This window comes from Qipengyuania sp. (assembly GCF_048550555.1).
Classification (GTDB): Bacteria; Pseudomonadota; Alphaproteobacteria; order Sphingomonadales; family Sphingomonadaceae; genus Qipengyuania.
The window spans coordinates 1-14733 of record NZ_JBLYYF010000017.1; the positions used below are offsets into that span (position 1 = coordinate 1).

The 14733-nt window shown below is 67.0% G+C and carries 17 protein-coding genes and 1 other RNA gene; 12 read left to right on the plus strand and 6 right to left on the minus strand.

Translation table 11 applies throughout. The annotated features are described in order from the left end of the window. From ACN4E0_RS03645 to ACN4E0_RS03660, 4 genes are all read left to right on the plus strand, one after another. Positions 1 to 565, plus strand: a 565-nt coding sequence (locus ACN4E0_RS03645; RefSeq protein WP_419565668.1) for a M20/M25/M40 family metallo-hydrolase, incomplete at its 5' end; no start/stop codon positions are given. Next, a complete protein-coding gene (locus tag ACN4E0_RS03650; protein ID WP_419565671.1) occupies positions 562 to 1578 on the plus strand; it encodes an arginine N-succinyltransferase in 1017 nt (338 codons plus the stop codon). The genes ACN4E0_RS03645 and ACN4E0_RS03650, both read left to right, overlap by 4 nt. After that, positions 1560 to 2828 (plus strand): N-succinylarginine dihydrolase, encoded by a 1269-nt coding sequence (locus ACN4E0_RS03655; protein ID WP_419565674.1) that lies wholly within the window; start codon positions 1560 to 1562, stop codon positions 2826 to 2828. Before ACN4E0_RS03650 ends, ACN4E0_RS03655 begins: the two co-directional genes overlap by 19 nt. A 145-nt stretch (positions 2829 to 2973) precedes the next feature. After that, a complete protein-coding gene (locus ACN4E0_RS03660; RefSeq protein ID WP_419565677.1) occupies positions 2974 to 3234 on the plus strand; it encodes a hypothetical protein in 261 nt (86 codons plus the stop codon). A gap of 232 nt (positions 3235 to 3466) precedes the next feature. Here ACN4E0_RS03660 and ssrA read toward each other — a convergent pair. Beyond that, positions 3467 to 3812, minus strand: a transfer-messenger RNA (tmRNA) gene (gene ssrA / locus ACN4E0_RS03665). Between the two features lie 48 nt (positions 3813 to 3860). Next, positions 3861 to 4328 (minus strand): large conductance mechanosensitive channel protein MscL, encoded by a 468-nt coding sequence (mscL, locus tag ACN4E0_RS03670; protein ID WP_419565680.1) that lies wholly within the window; start codon positions 4326 to 4328, stop codon positions 3861 to 3863. A 137-nt stretch (positions 4329 to 4465) separates the two neighbouring features. Between mscL and ACN4E0_RS03675 the strand changes: the two genes are divergently transcribed. The 5 genes from ACN4E0_RS03675 (at position 4466) to ACN4E0_RS03695 (ending at position 8120) form a co-directional block, all read left to right on the plus strand. Next, positions 4466 to 5089 (plus strand): LemA family protein, encoded by a 624-nt coding sequence (locus ACN4E0_RS03675; protein WP_419565682.1) that lies wholly within the window; start codon positions 4466 to 4468, stop codon positions 5087 to 5089. Positions 5090 to 5100: 11 nt separating this feature from the next. Beyond that, a complete protein-coding gene (locus ACN4E0_RS03680; protein WP_419565684.1) occupies positions 5101 to 5919 on the plus strand; it encodes a TPM domain-containing protein in 819 nt (272 codons plus the stop codon). Further along, complete coding sequence (locus tag ACN4E0_RS03685; RefSeq protein ID WP_419565686.1) at positions 5919 to 6593, plus strand: TPM domain-containing protein; 675 nt, start codon at positions 5919 to 5921, stop codon at positions 6591 to 6593. Before ACN4E0_RS03680 ends, ACN4E0_RS03685 begins: the two co-directional genes overlap by 1 nt. A gap of 162 nt (positions 6594 to 6755) precedes the next feature. Then, on the plus strand, positions 6756 to 7334 hold the full coding sequence (locus ACN4E0_RS03690) for an NUDIX hydrolase (protein ID WP_419565688.1): 579 nt from the start codon (positions 6756 to 6758) through the stop codon (positions 7332 to 7334). A 3-nt stretch (positions 7335 to 7337) separates the two neighbouring features. Continuing rightward, positions 7338 to 8120, plus strand: a complete 783-nt coding sequence (locus ACN4E0_RS03695; protein WP_419565689.1) for an SDR family oxidoreductase — start codon at positions 7338 to 7340, stop codon at positions 8118 to 8120. A 105-nt stretch (positions 8121 to 8225) separates the two neighbouring features. Here ACN4E0_RS03695 and ACN4E0_RS03700 read toward each other — a convergent pair whose 3' ends face one another. Then, positions 8226 to 8447: a PspC domain-containing protein gene (locus ACN4E0_RS03700; RefSeq protein WP_419565691.1), complete on the minus strand. Its 222-nt coding sequence runs from the start codon at positions 8445 to 8447 to the stop codon at positions 8226 to 8228. 153 nt (positions 8448 to 8600) lie between these two features. Then, the gene (locus ACN4E0_RS03705; RefSeq protein ID WP_419565693.1) at positions 8601 to 8720 is read right to left on the minus strand and encodes a recombination protein F; all 120 of its coding nucleotides are present in this window, start codon (positions 8718 to 8720) and stop codon (positions 8601 to 8603) included. 231 nt (positions 8721 to 8951) lie between these two features. On the opposite strand from ACN4E0_RS03705, the gene recF reads away from it, so the two are divergent. After that, complete coding sequence (gene recF / locus ACN4E0_RS03710; RefSeq protein ID WP_419565798.1) at positions 8952 to 10031, plus strand: DNA replication/repair protein RecF; 1080 nt, start codon at positions 8952 to 8954, stop codon at positions 10029 to 10031. Here the strand turns inward: recF and ACN4E0_RS03715 are convergent. Next, a complete protein-coding gene (locus ACN4E0_RS03715; RefSeq protein WP_419565696.1) occupies positions 10028 to 10729 on the minus strand; it encodes an arylesterase in 702 nt (233 codons plus the stop codon). The genes recF and ACN4E0_RS03715 overlap by 4 nt on opposite strands. A 47-nt stretch (positions 10730 to 10776) precedes the next feature. Between ACN4E0_RS03715 and ACN4E0_RS03720 the strand changes: the two genes are divergently transcribed. Further along, positions 10777 to 11466: an ABC transporter ATP-binding protein gene (locus ACN4E0_RS03720; protein ID WP_419565698.1), complete on the plus strand. Its 690-nt coding sequence runs from the start codon at positions 10777 to 10779 to the stop codon at positions 11464 to 11466. After that, entirely contained in the window at positions 11463 to 13970 is a 2508-nt protein-coding gene (locus ACN4E0_RS03725; protein ID WP_419565699.1) for an ABC transporter permease, read from the plus strand. Before ACN4E0_RS03720 ends, ACN4E0_RS03725 begins: the two co-directional genes overlap by 4 nt. 48 nt (positions 13971 to 14018) lie before the next feature. On the opposite strand, the gene ACN4E0_RS03730 is transcribed toward ACN4E0_RS03725, so the two are convergent. After that, the gene (locus ACN4E0_RS03730; RefSeq protein WP_419565701.1) at positions 14019 to 14615 is read right to left on the minus strand and encodes a phage tail protein; all 597 of its coding nucleotides are present in this window, start codon (positions 14613 to 14615) and stop codon (positions 14019 to 14021) included. Positions 14616 to 14733: the final 118 nt, after the last annotated feature.

Below are 14733 nucleotides of genomic sequence, written 5' to 3' on the forward strand. Positions count from 1 at the left end.
CGCCCATGCCGGGCGCAATCCGCAGGATGGGCGCAATGCGATCGTCGCCGCCTCCGACCTCGTGCTGCGCATCGCCGCGCTTGCGGGTGACGACATCACCGTCAATCCTGCGAAGATCGAGGGCGGCAGCGCCAACAATGTCGTTCCCGACCTCGCCGTGCTCCGCTTCAACATCCGCCCGAAGTCGACCGAGGCGATGAACCGCTTCGACGGCGAACTCGATCGCGCCCTCGCCGCCATCAAGGTCGAGCACGAGGTTGACATCCACCGGCACGGCGGCGTCACCCGCCCCCCCAAGCCGGTCGACGCAAAGGCCCAGCGCCTGTTCGACCTGGTCAAGAGCTGCGGCGCCGAACTCGGCCAGAACATCGGCTGGCAGCCGACCGGCGGCGTCTGCGACGGCAACAACATCGCCGCCACCGGCGTGCCCGTGGTCGACACCATGGGCGTGCGTGGGGGCGCGATTCATTCACCGGACGAGTTCATGATCGTCCCCAGCCTGCGCGAACGCGCCGCCCTCTCGGCACGGGTGCTCGCCAGGCTGTCCACCGGAGACCATTTGTGACCTTTCGCCTGCGCGCCGCGCACATCGATGACCTCGAGCACCTCTACGAGATGGCCAAGCTGACCGGTGGCGGGTTCACCAACCTCCCCGCCGATCGCGCCGCGCTCACGAAGAAGCTCGAGCGCGCCGACGAGGCCTTTTCGCGGGCCTACGAGGAACTCGGCGACGACCAGTTCACGCTGGTGCTCGAGAATACCGACACCGGGCAGGTGCGCGGGACCTGCCAGCTGTTCAGCCAGGTCGGCCAGCAATGGCCCTTCTACAGCTATCGGCTCAACACGCTGACACAGCACAGCCGCGAGCTCGACCGCACGGTGCGCGCCGAACTGCTCAGCCTGACGACCGATCTCGAAGGCTGCTCCGAAGTCGGCGGGCTGTTCCTCCATCCCGGCGAGCGCGCCGGCGGGCTCGGCCTGCTGCTCGCGCGCAGTCGCTACCTCTTCGTCGCGATGCACCGGTCGCGGTTTGCCGACCGGATCCTCGCCGAATTGCGCGGGGTGATCGACGACCGCGGCGGATCGCCCTTCTGGGACGGGGTCGCCGGGCGCTTCTTCGGCATGACCTTCCAGGAAGCCGATTATTTCAACGCCATCAACGGCAACCAGTTCATCGCCGATTTGATGCCCAAGCACCCGGTCTATGTCGCCATGCTCGGTGAAGAGGCGAAGAAGGTCATCGGCGTGCCCCACCCCACTGGACGCGCCGCCATGCGGATGCTGGAGAACGAGGGTTTCTCCTTCGAGGGCTATGTCGACATCTTCGACGGCGGGCCGACCATGACCGCACGCACCGACCAGGTGCGCAGCATCAGCCAGGCCGTCCCGGGCAAGCTTTCCGGCACCGATCTCGATATCGGCGAACGCGCGCTGGTCGCCACCGGGACGCTGGGCACCTTCCGCAGCGCCTATGGCATGCGCGAGGTCGCCGATGACGGCAGCGTAGCGATCGACGCGCTATGCGCCGAGACGCTCGGCGTCGGCGAAGGAGACGAGGTATGGAGCGTGGCACGGTGAGCCGGCTGGTCGAAATCAATTTCGACGGCATCGTCGGCCCGAGCCACAATTACGCCGGCCTCAGCCTCGGCAACATCGCCAGCGCCAGCCATGGCGGCGATTCGTCCTTCCCGCGTGCGGCGGCGCTGCAGGGCCTGGCAAAGATGCGCGGCAATATGGAACGCGGCCTGACGCAGGGTTTCCTGCTGCCCTTGCCGCGACCGAACGCGAGCCTGCTCGGCCGGCTCGCCGTCGATGCCGAGAGCGATCGCGCGCTGCTGGCGGCTGCCTGGTCGGCCAGTTCGATGTGGACCGCCAATGCCGCCACGGTCAGCCCCGCCCCCGACACCGGTGACGGGCGCTGCCACCTGACGCCCGCCAATCTCGTCACCATGCTCCACCGCGCGCAGGAATGGCCCGATACGCAGGCGCAGCTGAGGATCGCCTTCGGCGACGAGCGCTATTTCAGGGTCCACGACGCCGTCCCGCCGAGCTTCGGCGACGAAGGCGCGGCCAACCACATGCGCCTGACCGAGAGCCACGACGCCCCCGGGATCGAGGTCTTCGTCTACGGCCGACCCGGCGGCCGCTTTCCTGCGCGCCAGCACGAACAGGCGAGCCGCGCGGTCGCGCGCTTGCACGGGCTCGACCCAAAGCGCTGCGTCTTCATCGAACAGAACCCCGCCGCGATCGAGGCGGGCGCCTTTCACAACGATGTGGTGGCGGTCGCCAACGAGACCGTCCTCTTCGCGCACGAACAGGCCTTCGCCGATCGCGAGGATGCCTATGAGGCGCTGCTCGCGGCCTTCCCCAGGCTCCACGCGATCGAGGTCCCGGCCAGCGCGGTCAGCCTCGAGGAGGCAATCCGGACCTATCTCTTCAACGCGCAGCTGGTGACGCAGCCCGCTGGCGGCATGGCGCTGGTGGTGCCGGGCGAATGCTGGGAGAGCGACAGCGTGCGCGGATGGTGCGAGGAGATGCTCGCCACCAACGGCCCGATCCGCGAGGTCATCCCGGTCGATGTGCGCCAGTCGATGGCGAACGGCGGCGGGCCCGCCTGCCTGCGCCTGCGCGTGGTCGCCGACCCGGCGACGGTCGATGCGCGCTTCCTGCTCGACGAGGCCAGGGCGCAGCGGATCGAGGCAGTCATCGCTGAGATGTGGCCCGAACGAATCGATCCCGCGGACATCGGTACCGAGCGCCTCGCAAGGACAGTGATCGACGCTCGCGAAGCGCTGCTCGGGGTACTCTCGCTCGACGAACTCGCCTGAGCCGGCCGGCCGGGAGTTAACGCTCTTTACCGGCGCGTCGGTCGGTTTTACAGTCGCGCCTCGGGTTAACCATCAGGACCCGCAGAATTCCGTTGCTGGCACGGGAGTTGCTTGGAGCGGGTTAACCAGAGGGACCGGGATAGAAGTGCTCAGGAAGGTGCAACGGCTGTTCGTGATCAAGACGCGCGTGGAAGCGTATCTGATCATTTTCGCCCTTGCCCTGGGCGCAATGACCCGCGGCGCGCATTACACGCTCGAGTACCCCGGCACCGGCGGCTATCTGCTGTTCGCCGCGACCGGCGGTGCGGTCTTCCTCGGCGGGGCGAAGATCCTCGACGCTTTGCGCTACGAGCGCGATGCCAAGGACGCCGAAGCCGAGAAGCTGCAGCGCACCGCTTCGGAATAGGCGGTCACGGTCAGGGCCATCCGCGCCCCGTCGAAAGACCATGATTGCACTGCGCCCCTTGCGCTAAAGCGAATTCGATGCCGCCTCGCAGCTGTGCCTGCGCTTACCGGAAGATGGGTTGCCGAAGCGCCGGCAGCGTCCCGTCGGGGTCGATTCCCGGGAGGAATCGGCCGCGGCTCGGGTTCGATACGGGAAAGGTGGGGGTTTCTGTTGCTAGCTACCCCCGGAGCCCCGGAATCCGCTTCTGTTGCCCGGTGGGTCCAACCGCGCTTTAGCTTTGTAAGATCAGGGCGTTAGCCCATCAGATTACGCAGCGAGAGCGAGTGCTTCGTTATCGTTGGCACTTGTGTGTTGTGAACAGTTTTACGGGTTACTCAGCCCGGGCGAAAACACTGTCTTTCAGCACACGTCGATCCTGGTTCGGCCCCGTCAAAACCCGCCCGATCGAGCGGTTTGTGGTGGAGCCGCCGGGTACTGCCCCCGGGTCCGTTGTACCTATTGCACAGCGCAATTTATCGCCATAGCCGGCCGAAACCGGCGAAGTCCTATATAGGGGCTCGACGATTAATGTGAAGTGAGTGCCGGCCCGCGGTCGTCAGCATGCCGGGCCCCATTCCGAATATCCGCTAGCCCATCGGCCCCTTTTCGGGTGCGTAGTCCGGCCGCGCAGCACGCAGTTCGTCGCGAATTTCCTTGAGCAGGTCGATTTCGCTCGGCCCCGCGGGCGCGGCCTCTTCCTTCTCCTCGAATTCCGCCATCACCTTCTTGGCGTAACGCACCAGCAGGAACACGATGGAGGCGAGGATCAGGAAGTTGATCACCGCGGTGAGAAAGCTGCCGTAACCGATCATCGCGGCGCCCGCTTCCTGCAGGGCCGCGTAATCGTCCATCGGCCCCTCATAGCCCGCGGGCACGTCGAGCAGGATGAAATAGCGCGAGAAGTCCGCTCCGCCGAAAAGCGCGCCGACGACCGGCATGATGATCTCGTCGGTCAAAGATTTGACGATCGCACCGAAGGCCGCGCCGATGATCACGGCGACGGCGAGATCCATCACATTACCCTTGGCGATGAATGCCTTGAAATCTTTCAACACCGGAATGTCCCCTTAACCCTTGCATGTCCCCCGGTCCTTGCCATGGCCCCCGACCGGTCACAAGCGCGCGTTAATCTTGAATGGCCGCGCAGGTGTGCTATCTAGGCAAGACACATTTACCACAAGAGGGATGTTCCATGAACCGCTTGGCTGCCTTTCGCACCTCCGTCCTCGCTGCCGCCGTGCTGGTGCTGTCGGCTTGCGGGATCAATTCGGTCCCCGCGGCCGAGGAGAACGCCAAGGCCAAATGGGCCGACGTCGAAGCAGCGTTCCAGGAGCGCGCCAATCTGGTGCCCAATCTCGAGCAGATCGTGATGAGTTCGGCCGAACAGGAACGTGCCACGCTCGAAGCGGTGGTCCAGGCCCGCGCCTCGGCGACCCGTCCCGAGATCAAGCTCGATGGCGACGATCTCAGCGATCCCGCCAAGATGGAGCAGTACCAGCAGGCGCAGAACACCTTCGGCGGCGCGCTGTCGCGGCTGATGGCCAATGTCGAAGCCTATCCCGAACTCAAGAGCCAGGAGAACTTCGGCCGCTTCATGACCCAGATCGAGGGGCAGGAGAACCGCATCCGCGTGGCGATCCGCGACTACAACGAAGCGGTGCGCCAGTATAACACCACCATCCGCACCTTCCCCGACACGATCGGCGCGAACATCATCCATGGCGCCGAGCCGATGGTGCCCTACGAAGCCGTCACCGAGGGTGCCGAAGTCGCCCCGACGCTCGACATGCGCTCGGATAGCGACACCGCGAACTGAGCGGCGCGACGGTGCGCCTGCTTGTCCGCCTGATCCTGCCGCTGGCGGCGGTGCTGGGCTTCGCCCTGCCCGCCGCCGCGCAGGACTTCCCCGAGCGCGGCACCGCGCCGGTGGTCGATGCGGCGAATATCATCGACGACGCGACCGAAGCGGCGCTGACCGAGAAGCTCGACGCCTTCGAGGAGCGCAGCCAGCGCCAGTTCGTGATCGTGACGATCCCCGACCTGCAGGGCTACGACATCGCCGATTACGGCTATCGCCTCGGTCGCGCATGGGCGCTGGGCGATGCCGAGCGGAACGACGGGATCATCCTCATTGTCGCGCCGAACGAGCGCAAGATGCGGGTCGAAGTGGGCTATGGGCTCGAAGGGGTGATCCCCGACGGGCTCGCCTTCGAATATGTCGAGGGCATGAAGCCCTATTTCCGCGACGGCGACTATTCGGGCGGAATCGCCTGGGGCGCGGACCAGATCATCAATCAGCTCGAACTGCCGCCCGAGGAGGCCGCCAAGGTAGCGCAGCAGGCAAGCGAGCAGCGCGACAGCGAGGGCGGCTTCCCGATCGGGGCCCTGATCTGGTTCGGCTTCGTTTTCTTTTTCTTCATCCTGCCGATGCTGAGCGGTCGCGGGCGCAGGCGGCGGTATCGCCGCGGGCCATGGGGCAATGCCGCACGCGACATCGTGCTGTGGGAAGCGGGCAAGGCGATCGCCCGCGGCCTGTCCGACCATGACGGTGGCGGCTGGGGCGGCGGTGGCGGCTTTGGCGGCGGCGGCGGCTTTTCGGGTGGCGGCGGCAGTTTCGGGGGCGGCGGCGCCTCCGGGGGGTGGTAATGGGCTATCTGAACGAAGCGCAGCATAGCGTCGTCTCAGAGGCGGTGGCCGACGCCGAGCTGACGACCTCGGGCGAGATCGTTACCGTGCTGGCCGACCGCAGCGACGGCTATTCCGACGTCGCGCTGTGGTGGGCGATCGCCGCCAGCTTCACCGCGATGAGCCTGTTCGCCGCCTTTCCCCAGCTCTTCCTCGCCAGGTTCGACATGCTCATGGGCGGCTGGACGCATGACTGGACCCATGGCGAAGTGCTCTCGATCGCGCTCGCCCTGGGCCTGCTCAAATTCTTCGGCGTTTTGCTGATCCAGCTGTGGCAGCCGCTCAAGTTCTGGCTGGTTCCACCCGCGGTGAAGCGCGCGCGCGTGCGCGACGCCGCTGTCCGGCACTTCAAGGTGGGCGCCGAACGCCGCACGCATGGCCGCACCGGCGTGCTGCTCTATCTGTCGATGCGCGAGCACCGCGCCGAAATCGTCGCCGACGAACCCATTGCCGAGATGGTCCCCGCCGAGGTCTGGGGCGAGGCGATGGCGGACATGCTCGCCGAGATCGCCGAGGGACGGCTCGCCGAAGGGCTCGCCGCCGGCGTGCGCGATGTCGGCAAAGTGCTGTCCGAGCACTTCCCGCGCGCGGACGACGACCAGAACGAACTGCCCGACCGGCTGATCGAGGTCTGAGCCTGCGCGCCAGCTTGGTTTCGCTTTCCTACAGCGCGCCGATTTGCCACCACGCACGCCAGGGATGGGCAGGCTCACCCCCCCGGGGGGGGACCGGCCTGCTGTCTCCCTGCCCGATCGGCATTGAATTGTTCTACCTCAGTATCTTGGAAGGAATTTTCCATGGGTGACACGGTGTCGCCTTCGTCGCCCGGATCGCCGGTCCCCGATCACGATGCGGACGAGCAGATCGTCTGGCAGGGCAAGTACATCACCGCCAAGAAGCGCGGCCGCTGGGAGTATGTCGGCCGCCCGCGCAATATCCGTGCCGCGGTGATCCTCGCGGTGGATGAACATGGCCATGTGCTGCTGGTCGAACAGTACCGCGTGCCGCTGGGCAAGCCGTGCCTCGAACTTCCCGCAGGGCTGATCGGCGACGAGGACGACTTCGACGGCGAGGACCCGCTCGCCGCGGCAGGGCGTGAGCTCGAGGAGGAAACCGGCTACCGCGCCGCAAGCCTCGAGGACATGGGCTGCTTCTGGTCCTCGCCCGGCATGGTCAGCGAGAGCTTCACGCTCGTCCGCGCACACAATCTGACCAGGGTCGGCGACGGTGGCGGGGTCGGCGGCGAGAACATCACCGTCCACCGCGTGCCCCTGCCCGACATCGCCAGCTTTATCGCGGCCAAGCGCGCCGACGGTTGCGGGATCGACGTGCGCATGCTCTTGCTGCTGGGACAGGGATTACTGGCAGGAGAGTAGAACATGGCAGGACGGTGTGCGGGCAAGCTCGCTCTGGTGACGGGCGCGGCGCAGGGTCTCGGACGCGCGCATGCGACGCGGCTGGCCGAAGAAGGCGCGCGCGTGCTGTGCACCGACATCAACGGCGAGGGCGCGGCGGAAACCGCGGCCCTGATCAACGGCCGGCTGGGTGACGGCACCGCCGCCTCGATCCAGCACGACGTCACCGATCCGCAGGCGTGGGAAGCCGCGGTCGATGCCGCGCGCGAGCAGATCGGCGGGCTCAACGTCCTCGTCAACAATGCCGGGATCGGCGTCGGCGGCAATATCGAAACTTGCAGGTTCGAGGACTGGAAGCGCTGTTTTTCGGTCAATGTCGATTCGATCTTCCACGGCTGCCAGAAGGCGCTGCCGCTGATGCGCGAGCATGCGCCGGGATCGATCGTGAACATCTCCAGCATCGCGGGGCTGATCGCCAGCGACACCATGCCGGCCTACAATTCGTCCAAAGCGGCGGTGTGGATGCTGTCGAAGTCGATCGCACTGCACTGTGCGAAGAAGAACATGCAGATCCGCTGCAATTCGGTGCACCCGACCTTCGTCGATACGCCGATCCTCGACGGGACGGCGCGAAACCACAATCTCGACAAGGATGTGCTGATGGACAAGCTGGCGCGGCAGATTCCGCTCAGGTTCGTCGGCGAGCCCAACGATATCGCCAATGCGGTGGTCTATCTCGCCAGCGACGAGAGCCGTTTCATGACCGGGGCCGAACTCAAGCTCGACGGCGGAATCTCGGCGATGTGATTTCGGGAGGGCAGAATCGTGAGAGGGGCCTTGCGGCCCCTCCCGGTTTTCTCTGATTGAGCCACGACCGGCACGAAAACCGGGACGGTTGGCGTAGGGCCGTGGTCAGTCTGCGATCAGTGCGATCGCGAGGTAGATCAGGATGAAGCTGCCGAAACCGAGCAGCGCTCCTGCGACGAAGCCCAGGCGGACCCAGGTGGCGTCGATGCCGAAGTAGCGGGCGATGCCGGAGCAGACGCCCATCAGCTTGCCGTTGTCGCGATCGAGCCCGAAGCTGCGAACCGGGCGGACGGCGCGATCGTCTTCGCGGAACTTGAGCTCGCTCATGCGATCAGTCCGTTGGGCGAGGCGGGGACGATGGCCGCGGCGAAGAAGACCGCCGAGATCACCAGCGAGAAGGCTGCTGCGAAGAGCTTGCTGCCGTTTTCCGAACTAAACATGATTCCTTTCCTTTGCGAATTGATATACGGGGTCGATCGATCAGGCGACGAAGCCGGCGGGGCTGGCGGGGACGATGGCGGCGGCCATGAACATGGCCGAGACGCCGAGGGCGAAGACGGCGGCGAGAGCGCGGTTGCTGGCATATTCGAAGACAGACATTGGGTAACTCCTTGATCCTTGGATCGTTTTCACCCGGACCATCCGGGTTGCCCAATGTATTGCAACCGTCGTGCCAAACTTGAAAAACCGCAGAATTCCGCCACTCCTTGCTGAACCAGGAGCGCGCCATATGTTAATCAATCCGAAAGGTTGGGAATTTTCCCCAACAATTGGATTTGCGCCTTTCGAGTAGCGGTGCGGCAGCCCGCGCGCTATCGCGCGAGCCGATCCATGGCGCTCGACCGCATCTCCCTCACCGGCTTCCGCAACCATGCTGCGACCGACCTCGCGGGCACGATGCGTTTCAACCTGCTGGTGGGGGAGAACGGCGCGGGCAAGACCAATGTACTCGAGGCGCTGTCGCTGCTGGCGCCCGGGCGCGGGCTGCGCCGCGCCGCGCTGGCCGAAATGGTCCGCAGCGGGAGCGAGACCGGCTTCGGGGTGGGCGCCAGCCTCGCGCAGGACGGCGAGAGCGTCCGCCTCGCAACCTATTCGGAGAGCGCCAATCCCGGCCGCCGCCGCGTGCGTATCAATGGCGCGGAGGCGAGCGCCACGTCGCTGGGCGAATGGCTCGCGGTGACCTGGCTGACCCCGGCCATGGACGGCCTCTTTACCGACCCCGCCGGGGATCGACGCCGCTATATGGACCGGCTCGCGCTCGCGCTCGATCCGCAGCACGCCAGCCACGTCGCGCGCTACGATGCCGCACTGCGCGAACGCAATCGTCTCCTCTCCGACCTGCGCGAGCCCGAAAGCGGCTGGCTCGATGCGATCGAGGCACAGATGGTCCGGCACGGATCGGCATTGATGCAGGGCCGCGCGCGGCTGGTCGAAACGCTGGCCGTGCGTCTTGCGGAAATGCCGTCCGAGCCCTTCGCGCGCCCCGCCCTCACCTACAATCCGGGCGCGCCCGACCATGCCGACGGCCTGTCGCAGGCGCTGTTCGACAATCGCAGGCGCGACCGCGCAGCGCAGCGCACGCTGGCCGGCCCGCATCGCGACGAACTCGAAGTCGTCCACGCCGCCAAGCGCGTCCCCGCGGCGCAGAGCTCCACCGGTGAACAGAAGGCAATGCTGGTGGCGATGACACTCGCGCATGCGGGGCTTGCGGCGCAAGGCCGCGCGGGACTGCTGCTGCTCGACGAGGTCGCCGCGCATCTCGATCCCGTGCGCCGCGCAGCCCTGTTCGACCAATTGCGCGGCAGCGGGGCGCAGGTCTGGATGACCGGCACCGAGCTCGCCCCGTTCGACAGCATCGCGAGCGAAGCCGCCGTATGGCGGGTCAGCGACGGCGCGGTCGCACGCGCCTAGCCTTCCTTCGGCAGGGCTGCCTCGACTTCGTCCAACGTATCCGCGACCAGCACGTCGATCCCCTTGGTCGTCGGATGGATCTTGTCGTCCTGGAACAGCGACGGGTCCTGATAGATCGCTTCGAGCCAGAAGGGGATGATCGCCACGCCGTAGCGCTGCGCCATCGTGCCGTAGATGGCGTCGAATTCCTGCTGGTATTCGGGGCCGTAATTGGGCGGCGCGCGCATCCCCATCAGCAGCACGGGAATCTCGCGCCGCTTCAGTTCGTCGAGCATGGTCTCGAAATTGGCGCGCGTCGCCGCAGGGGGAATCGCGCGCAGCATGTCGTTGCCGCCCAGCTCGAGCATCACGAGGTCGGGTTTCTCTTCCTGCGCGTCGAGGGTGAACTTGAGCCGCTGCGCCCCCGCCCCGCTGGTCTCGCCCGAAATCCCGGCATTGGTGACCACCGCATTGATGCCTTGCGTGCGAAGAGCCGTCTCGAGCTTGGCCGGATAGCTGTTCTCGCGCCCGACTCCGTAGCCGGCGAACAGACTGTCTCCGAAGGCGAGGATGAGCCGCTCGGGCCCCTCGACCGCAATGGGCGCGGCAGTCGCCTGCTCCGCCCGCGGGTCGTCCGGGACGACCACCGTATCATCCGAACTGCCGCAGGCGGCCAGGGTGCCGGCGAGAACCAGTATCGACAAAAGCCGCAGACGCATCGGCGAGTATCCTTGTGCGTGGTTGACGCGCATGCCATCGCAGGCCGGTGACCACATCTCAACCCGCGATTTCCGCCCGCAACCTCACCCTCACCCTAGGCTCGGCCGCGGCGCCGGTCGAAATCCTGCGCGGGATCGACCTCGACATCGCGCGCGGTTCGACCGTCGCCCTGCTCGGTCCCTCGGGCTCGGGCAAGAGTTCGCTGATGGCGGTACTCTCGGGCCTCGAGCGTGCCAGCGGCGGCAGCCTGCAGGTGGCGGGGGCCGATTTCGCCGCGTTGGACGAGGATGCGCTCGCGCATGCCCGCCGGGGGCGCATCGGCATCGTGCTGCAGGCCTTCCACCTGCTGCCGACCATGACCGCGCTCGAAAACGTCGCGACGCCGATGGAACTGGCGGGCGAAAGCGATGCCCAAGCGCGCGCGCGCGCCGAGCTCGAGGCGGTCGGGCTCGGCCACCGGCTCGACCACTATCCGCAGCAATTGTCGGGCGGCGAGCAGCAGCGCGTCGCCATCGCCCGTGCCATCGCTCCGCGTCCCGAGCTGATCTTCGCCGACGAGCCGACCGGCAACCTCGATGCCGCGACCGGGCACGAGATCGTCGAACTGCTCTTCGCCCGCCGCGCCGAAACCGGCGCGACGCTGCTGGTCATCACCCACGACCCCGAACTGGCCGAGCATTGCGAACGCGTGCTCACGCTTGCCGACGGGCGCATCGCGAGCGACAGCGCCGCATGAGCTGGGCGACCGCCTGGCGGATCGCGCGGCGCGATCTCAACGCGCGCTTCCGCGGATTGCGCCTGCTGCTCGTCTGCCTCTTCCTCGGCACCGCCGCGCTGGCCGCGATCGGCTCGCTCACCGCGGCGATCGAGCGCGAGATCGAAAGCAATGGCCGCACCTATCTCGGCGGCGACCTGCAGGTCGAGCTGTGGCAGCGCGGGCTGAACGTCGAAGAGCGGGCCGCGCTCGAAGAATTGGGCACTGTTTCCGCCGGCCTGCGCATGCAGGCGATGGCGCGGCATGACGAAGAGGCCGCGCCGATCGAGCTGAAGGCGGTCGATACCGCCTATCCGCTCTACGGCGAACTACGGCTAGAGGACGGTCGCACCGTTGGACCACCTCCCGCGGACGAGGCCTGGCTTTCGCCGGGAGCCGCAGATCGACTGGGCGTGGCACCCGGGGACACCATCACCATCGGTACGCAGCAGCTGCGGGTGGGCGGAATGATCGCCGACGAGCCCGACCGGCTGAGCGAAGGCTTCCAGCTCGGCCCGACCGTAATCGTGGCCGAAAACCTGCCGCAACGTGCGGGACTGGTGGCGCCGGGATCGATGTACCAGACCAAGACGCGCGTGCGCTTTTCCGGCAGCCGCGACATGGAAGCCGCCGCCGAGGCGCTGGAGAAGCGCTTTCCGCAGGCTGGCTTCGATATCGACACCGCCGACCGCGCGGCGCCCGGGACCGACCGGTTCGTCGACCGGATGGGCGAATTCCTCACGCTCGTGGGGCTCGCCGCGCTGGTCATTGCCGGTATCGGCATCGGCGGCGGGGTGACCTCCTATCTCGATGCGCGGCGGCAGGGGATCGCGACGCTGAAAATTCTCGGTGCCACCAGCCGCGACATCGCGCGCATCTATGCGCTGCAAATCACTACGGCTGCGCTCGTTGGAAGCCTTGCGGGCATCGCCGTCGGGATCGCCATCGTCCCGCTGCTGTCACGTGCGCTCGAGGGTCTGCTGCCGGTGTCGAGCGGCTTCATCGTCGATCCCGGAGCGATCGCCCTGGCCCTCGCCTATGGCCTGCTGGTGGCGCTGGTCTTCGCCGCGCCGCCGCTGCTGCGCGCACGGCATTTCCCCGCCATGGCGCTGATGCGCGCGCGTGTCGCCCCCCTGGCGCGCGACCGACAGGCGCTGCTGCTGGTCGGCGGGGGACTCGCCGCGATCGTCGCCCTCGCGCTGTTGACGGCGGACAACCCGCTCCTGTCGGGCGGGTTTCTCGCCGGAGCCGCGGCAATCCTCGGCCTGCTGGCCCTGCTCGGCCTCGCCATCCGTAAACTCGCCGCCACGCTGCCCCGTCCGCGGAGCCCGATCGCGCGCAATGCGCTCGCCAATCTCCACCGTCCGGGCGCCTCGACCGGCGCGCTGGTGACCGCGCTCGGCTTCGGGCTGGCGGCCTTCGTCCTGCTTGCCGCTGTGCAGAGCGCGATCGACGGAAACATCGAACGGCGCGTGCCCGACCGCGCGCCCGACTATTTCGTGCTCGACATTCCGCGCGACCGGGTGACCGAATTCGAAACGCTGGTGAAGCAGGCCGACCCCGAGGCGGACTATCGCACCGTGCCCGCCCTGCGCGGTTCGGTGCTCGCCTTCGGCCCCGAAGGCGCGATGACCCGGACCGCCGATCTGGACGACATTCCCGAAGGCGCCTGGGCGCTGCGCGGCGAGCGCGGACTGACCTATGCCGACGATATCCCGCAAGGCAACGAGCTGACCGCAGGCAATTGGTGGGGGCCCTTCTATACCGGCGAGCCGCTGGTTTCGGTGGACGAGGATTTCGCCGAGGCTGCGGGGCTGAAGATCGGCGACCTGATCACTTTCGGCGTCCTCGGCGTCGAGCGGAGCGCGCGCATCGCCAATCTGCGCCGGATCGACTGGGAGAGCATGGGCTTCAACTACGTCTTCGTGCTCAGCCCCAACGCGCTGCGCGATGCGCCGCACAATCTCGCCGCGACGATCGAGCTCAGCCCCGGCACGCCGACCGGGCCGCTGCTGCGCGCATTGGTCGGTGCCTTCCCCTCCGCCTCGGTGATCGAGGTCGGCGGCGTCCTCGAACAGGCGCGCGCGGTGCTCGAGCAGGTCGGTCTCGCCACCCTCGCCGCCGCCAGTGTCGCCGTGCTCGCGGGGCTCGCCGTGCTCCTCGGAGCGATCGCCGCGGCGCGCGCCGCGCGCACCTACGATACGGTGATCTTGCGCGTGCTCGGCGCAGACCGGCGGCAGATCCTGGTGATGCAGCTGATCGAATATGCCGCGCTCACCGGCGCGCTCGCGCTGGTCGCGCTCGGGATCGGCAGCTTCGCAGCGTGGCTGGTGGTCACGCGCCTGTTCGAATTCGACTGGCTGCCCGACTGGGGCTTGATCATCGGCGTTCTCGGCCTCGGCAGCGCAGCGGTACTGGCTTTCGCCCTCGCCGCCTCGTTCCCGCTCCTGCGCGCCAAGCCCGCGCAAGCCTTGCGCGCCTTGTGAACGGGTGGTGCCGCCCGCCCCGATCGTGAGGCGGGCGGAACTCGCAGGTCAGTTGCGCGGGGGGAAAATCCCCTGGGTCACCACGCAATAGCGCATGCCAATATACGGATCGCGGATGCTGAAGGGCTGCGATCCGCCGTTCGGACGAATCTGGACCTCGTTATCGCCCATCGTCACATTGTCGTCGCCGGTGGTGTACTGGTTCGTGCCGGACGCGAAGGTGGGGAAGGTATTGCCCGCCGGATTGTTGGTATTGGGTGCCTGGTTCGAGGCGCGGACGCGCGCATCGTGATTGTGACTCGGCATCTGGTTGATCGTGAGGGTGACGGTTTCCGTGCCGCTCGTCTGGCCCTGGACCACAGGTGTCAGGCCGGGACCCGTCCCTTGGCCGATCGGCGACCGACCGCGAAGATCGGGCAACGCGAAAGTAGTTCGCCCGTCACCGCCGTAGGTCGTCCCCAGCAGGGAGAACAGGGCCGTGTTGCTAGCGATCGACAGCAACTGGCCTTCTGCCGACGCCGTAGCACGCGGGCAGAAGGTGAAGCCGACCATGAAGACCTCGCCGATATACTTGTCCTGTGCTCCGGCCGGAGCCGCCATCGTCATCATGGCAAGGCAAGATGTGCCGATAAGAAATCGTTTCATACCTGTTGTCTCCTATTAGGACCCCGTGAATCTCGCCCAATCGAGATACTTCCCTACGTCATCCGGCGGCAGCACAAGAAAGCCCGCTCCCCCAAACCGGAGGGCAAGTATTGCCGTG

What these genes read in the sequence shown, in the direction of transcription:
- ACN4E0_RS03695 (WP_419565689.1), top strand. Translation starts at nt 7,338, where the DNA reads ATGGCAGGACGGTGTGCGGGCAAGCTCGCTCTGGTGACGGGCGCGGCG.
- ACN4E0_RS03730 (WP_419565701.1), bottom strand. Translation starts at nt 14,615, where the DNA reads ATGAAACGATTTCTTATCGGCACATCTTGCCTTGCCATGATGACGATG.
- recF (WP_419565798.1), top strand. Translation starts at nt 8,952, where the DNA reads ATGGCGCTCGACCGCATCTCCCTCACCGGCTTCCGCAACCATGCTGCG.
- ACN4E0_RS03685 (WP_419565686.1), top strand. Translation starts at nt 5,919, where the DNA reads ATGGGCTATCTGAACGAAGCGCAGCATAGCGTCGTCTCAGAGGCGGTG.
- ACN4E0_RS03715 (WP_419565696.1), bottom strand. Translation starts at nt 10,729, where the DNA reads ATGCGTCTGCGGCTTTTGTCGATACTGGTTCTCGCCGGCACCCTGGCC.
- ACN4E0_RS03725 (WP_419565699.1), top strand. Translation starts at nt 11,463, where the DNA reads ATGAGCTGGGCGACCGCCTGGCGGATCGCGCGGCGCGATCTCAACGCG.
- ACN4E0_RS03700 (WP_419565691.1), bottom strand. Translation starts at nt 8,447, where the DNA reads ATGAGCGAGCTCAAGTTCCGCGAAGACGATCGCGCCGTCCGCCCGGTT.
- ACN4E0_RS03690 (WP_419565688.1), top strand. Translation starts at nt 6,756, where the DNA reads ATGGGTGACACGGTGTCGCCTTCGTCGCCCGGATCGCCGGTCCCCGAT.
- ACN4E0_RS03675 (WP_419565682.1), top strand. Translation starts at nt 4,466, where the DNA reads ATGAACCGCTTGGCTGCCTTTCGCACCTCCGTCCTCGCTGCCGCCGTG.
- ACN4E0_RS03705 (WP_419565693.1), bottom strand. Translation starts at nt 8,720, where the DNA reads ATGTCTGTCTTCGAATATGCCAGCAACCGCGCTCTCGCCGCCGTCTTC.
- ACN4E0_RS03655 (WP_419565674.1), top strand. Translation starts at nt 1,560, where the DNA reads ATGGAGCGTGGCACGGTGAGCCGGCTGGTCGAAATCAATTTCGACGGC.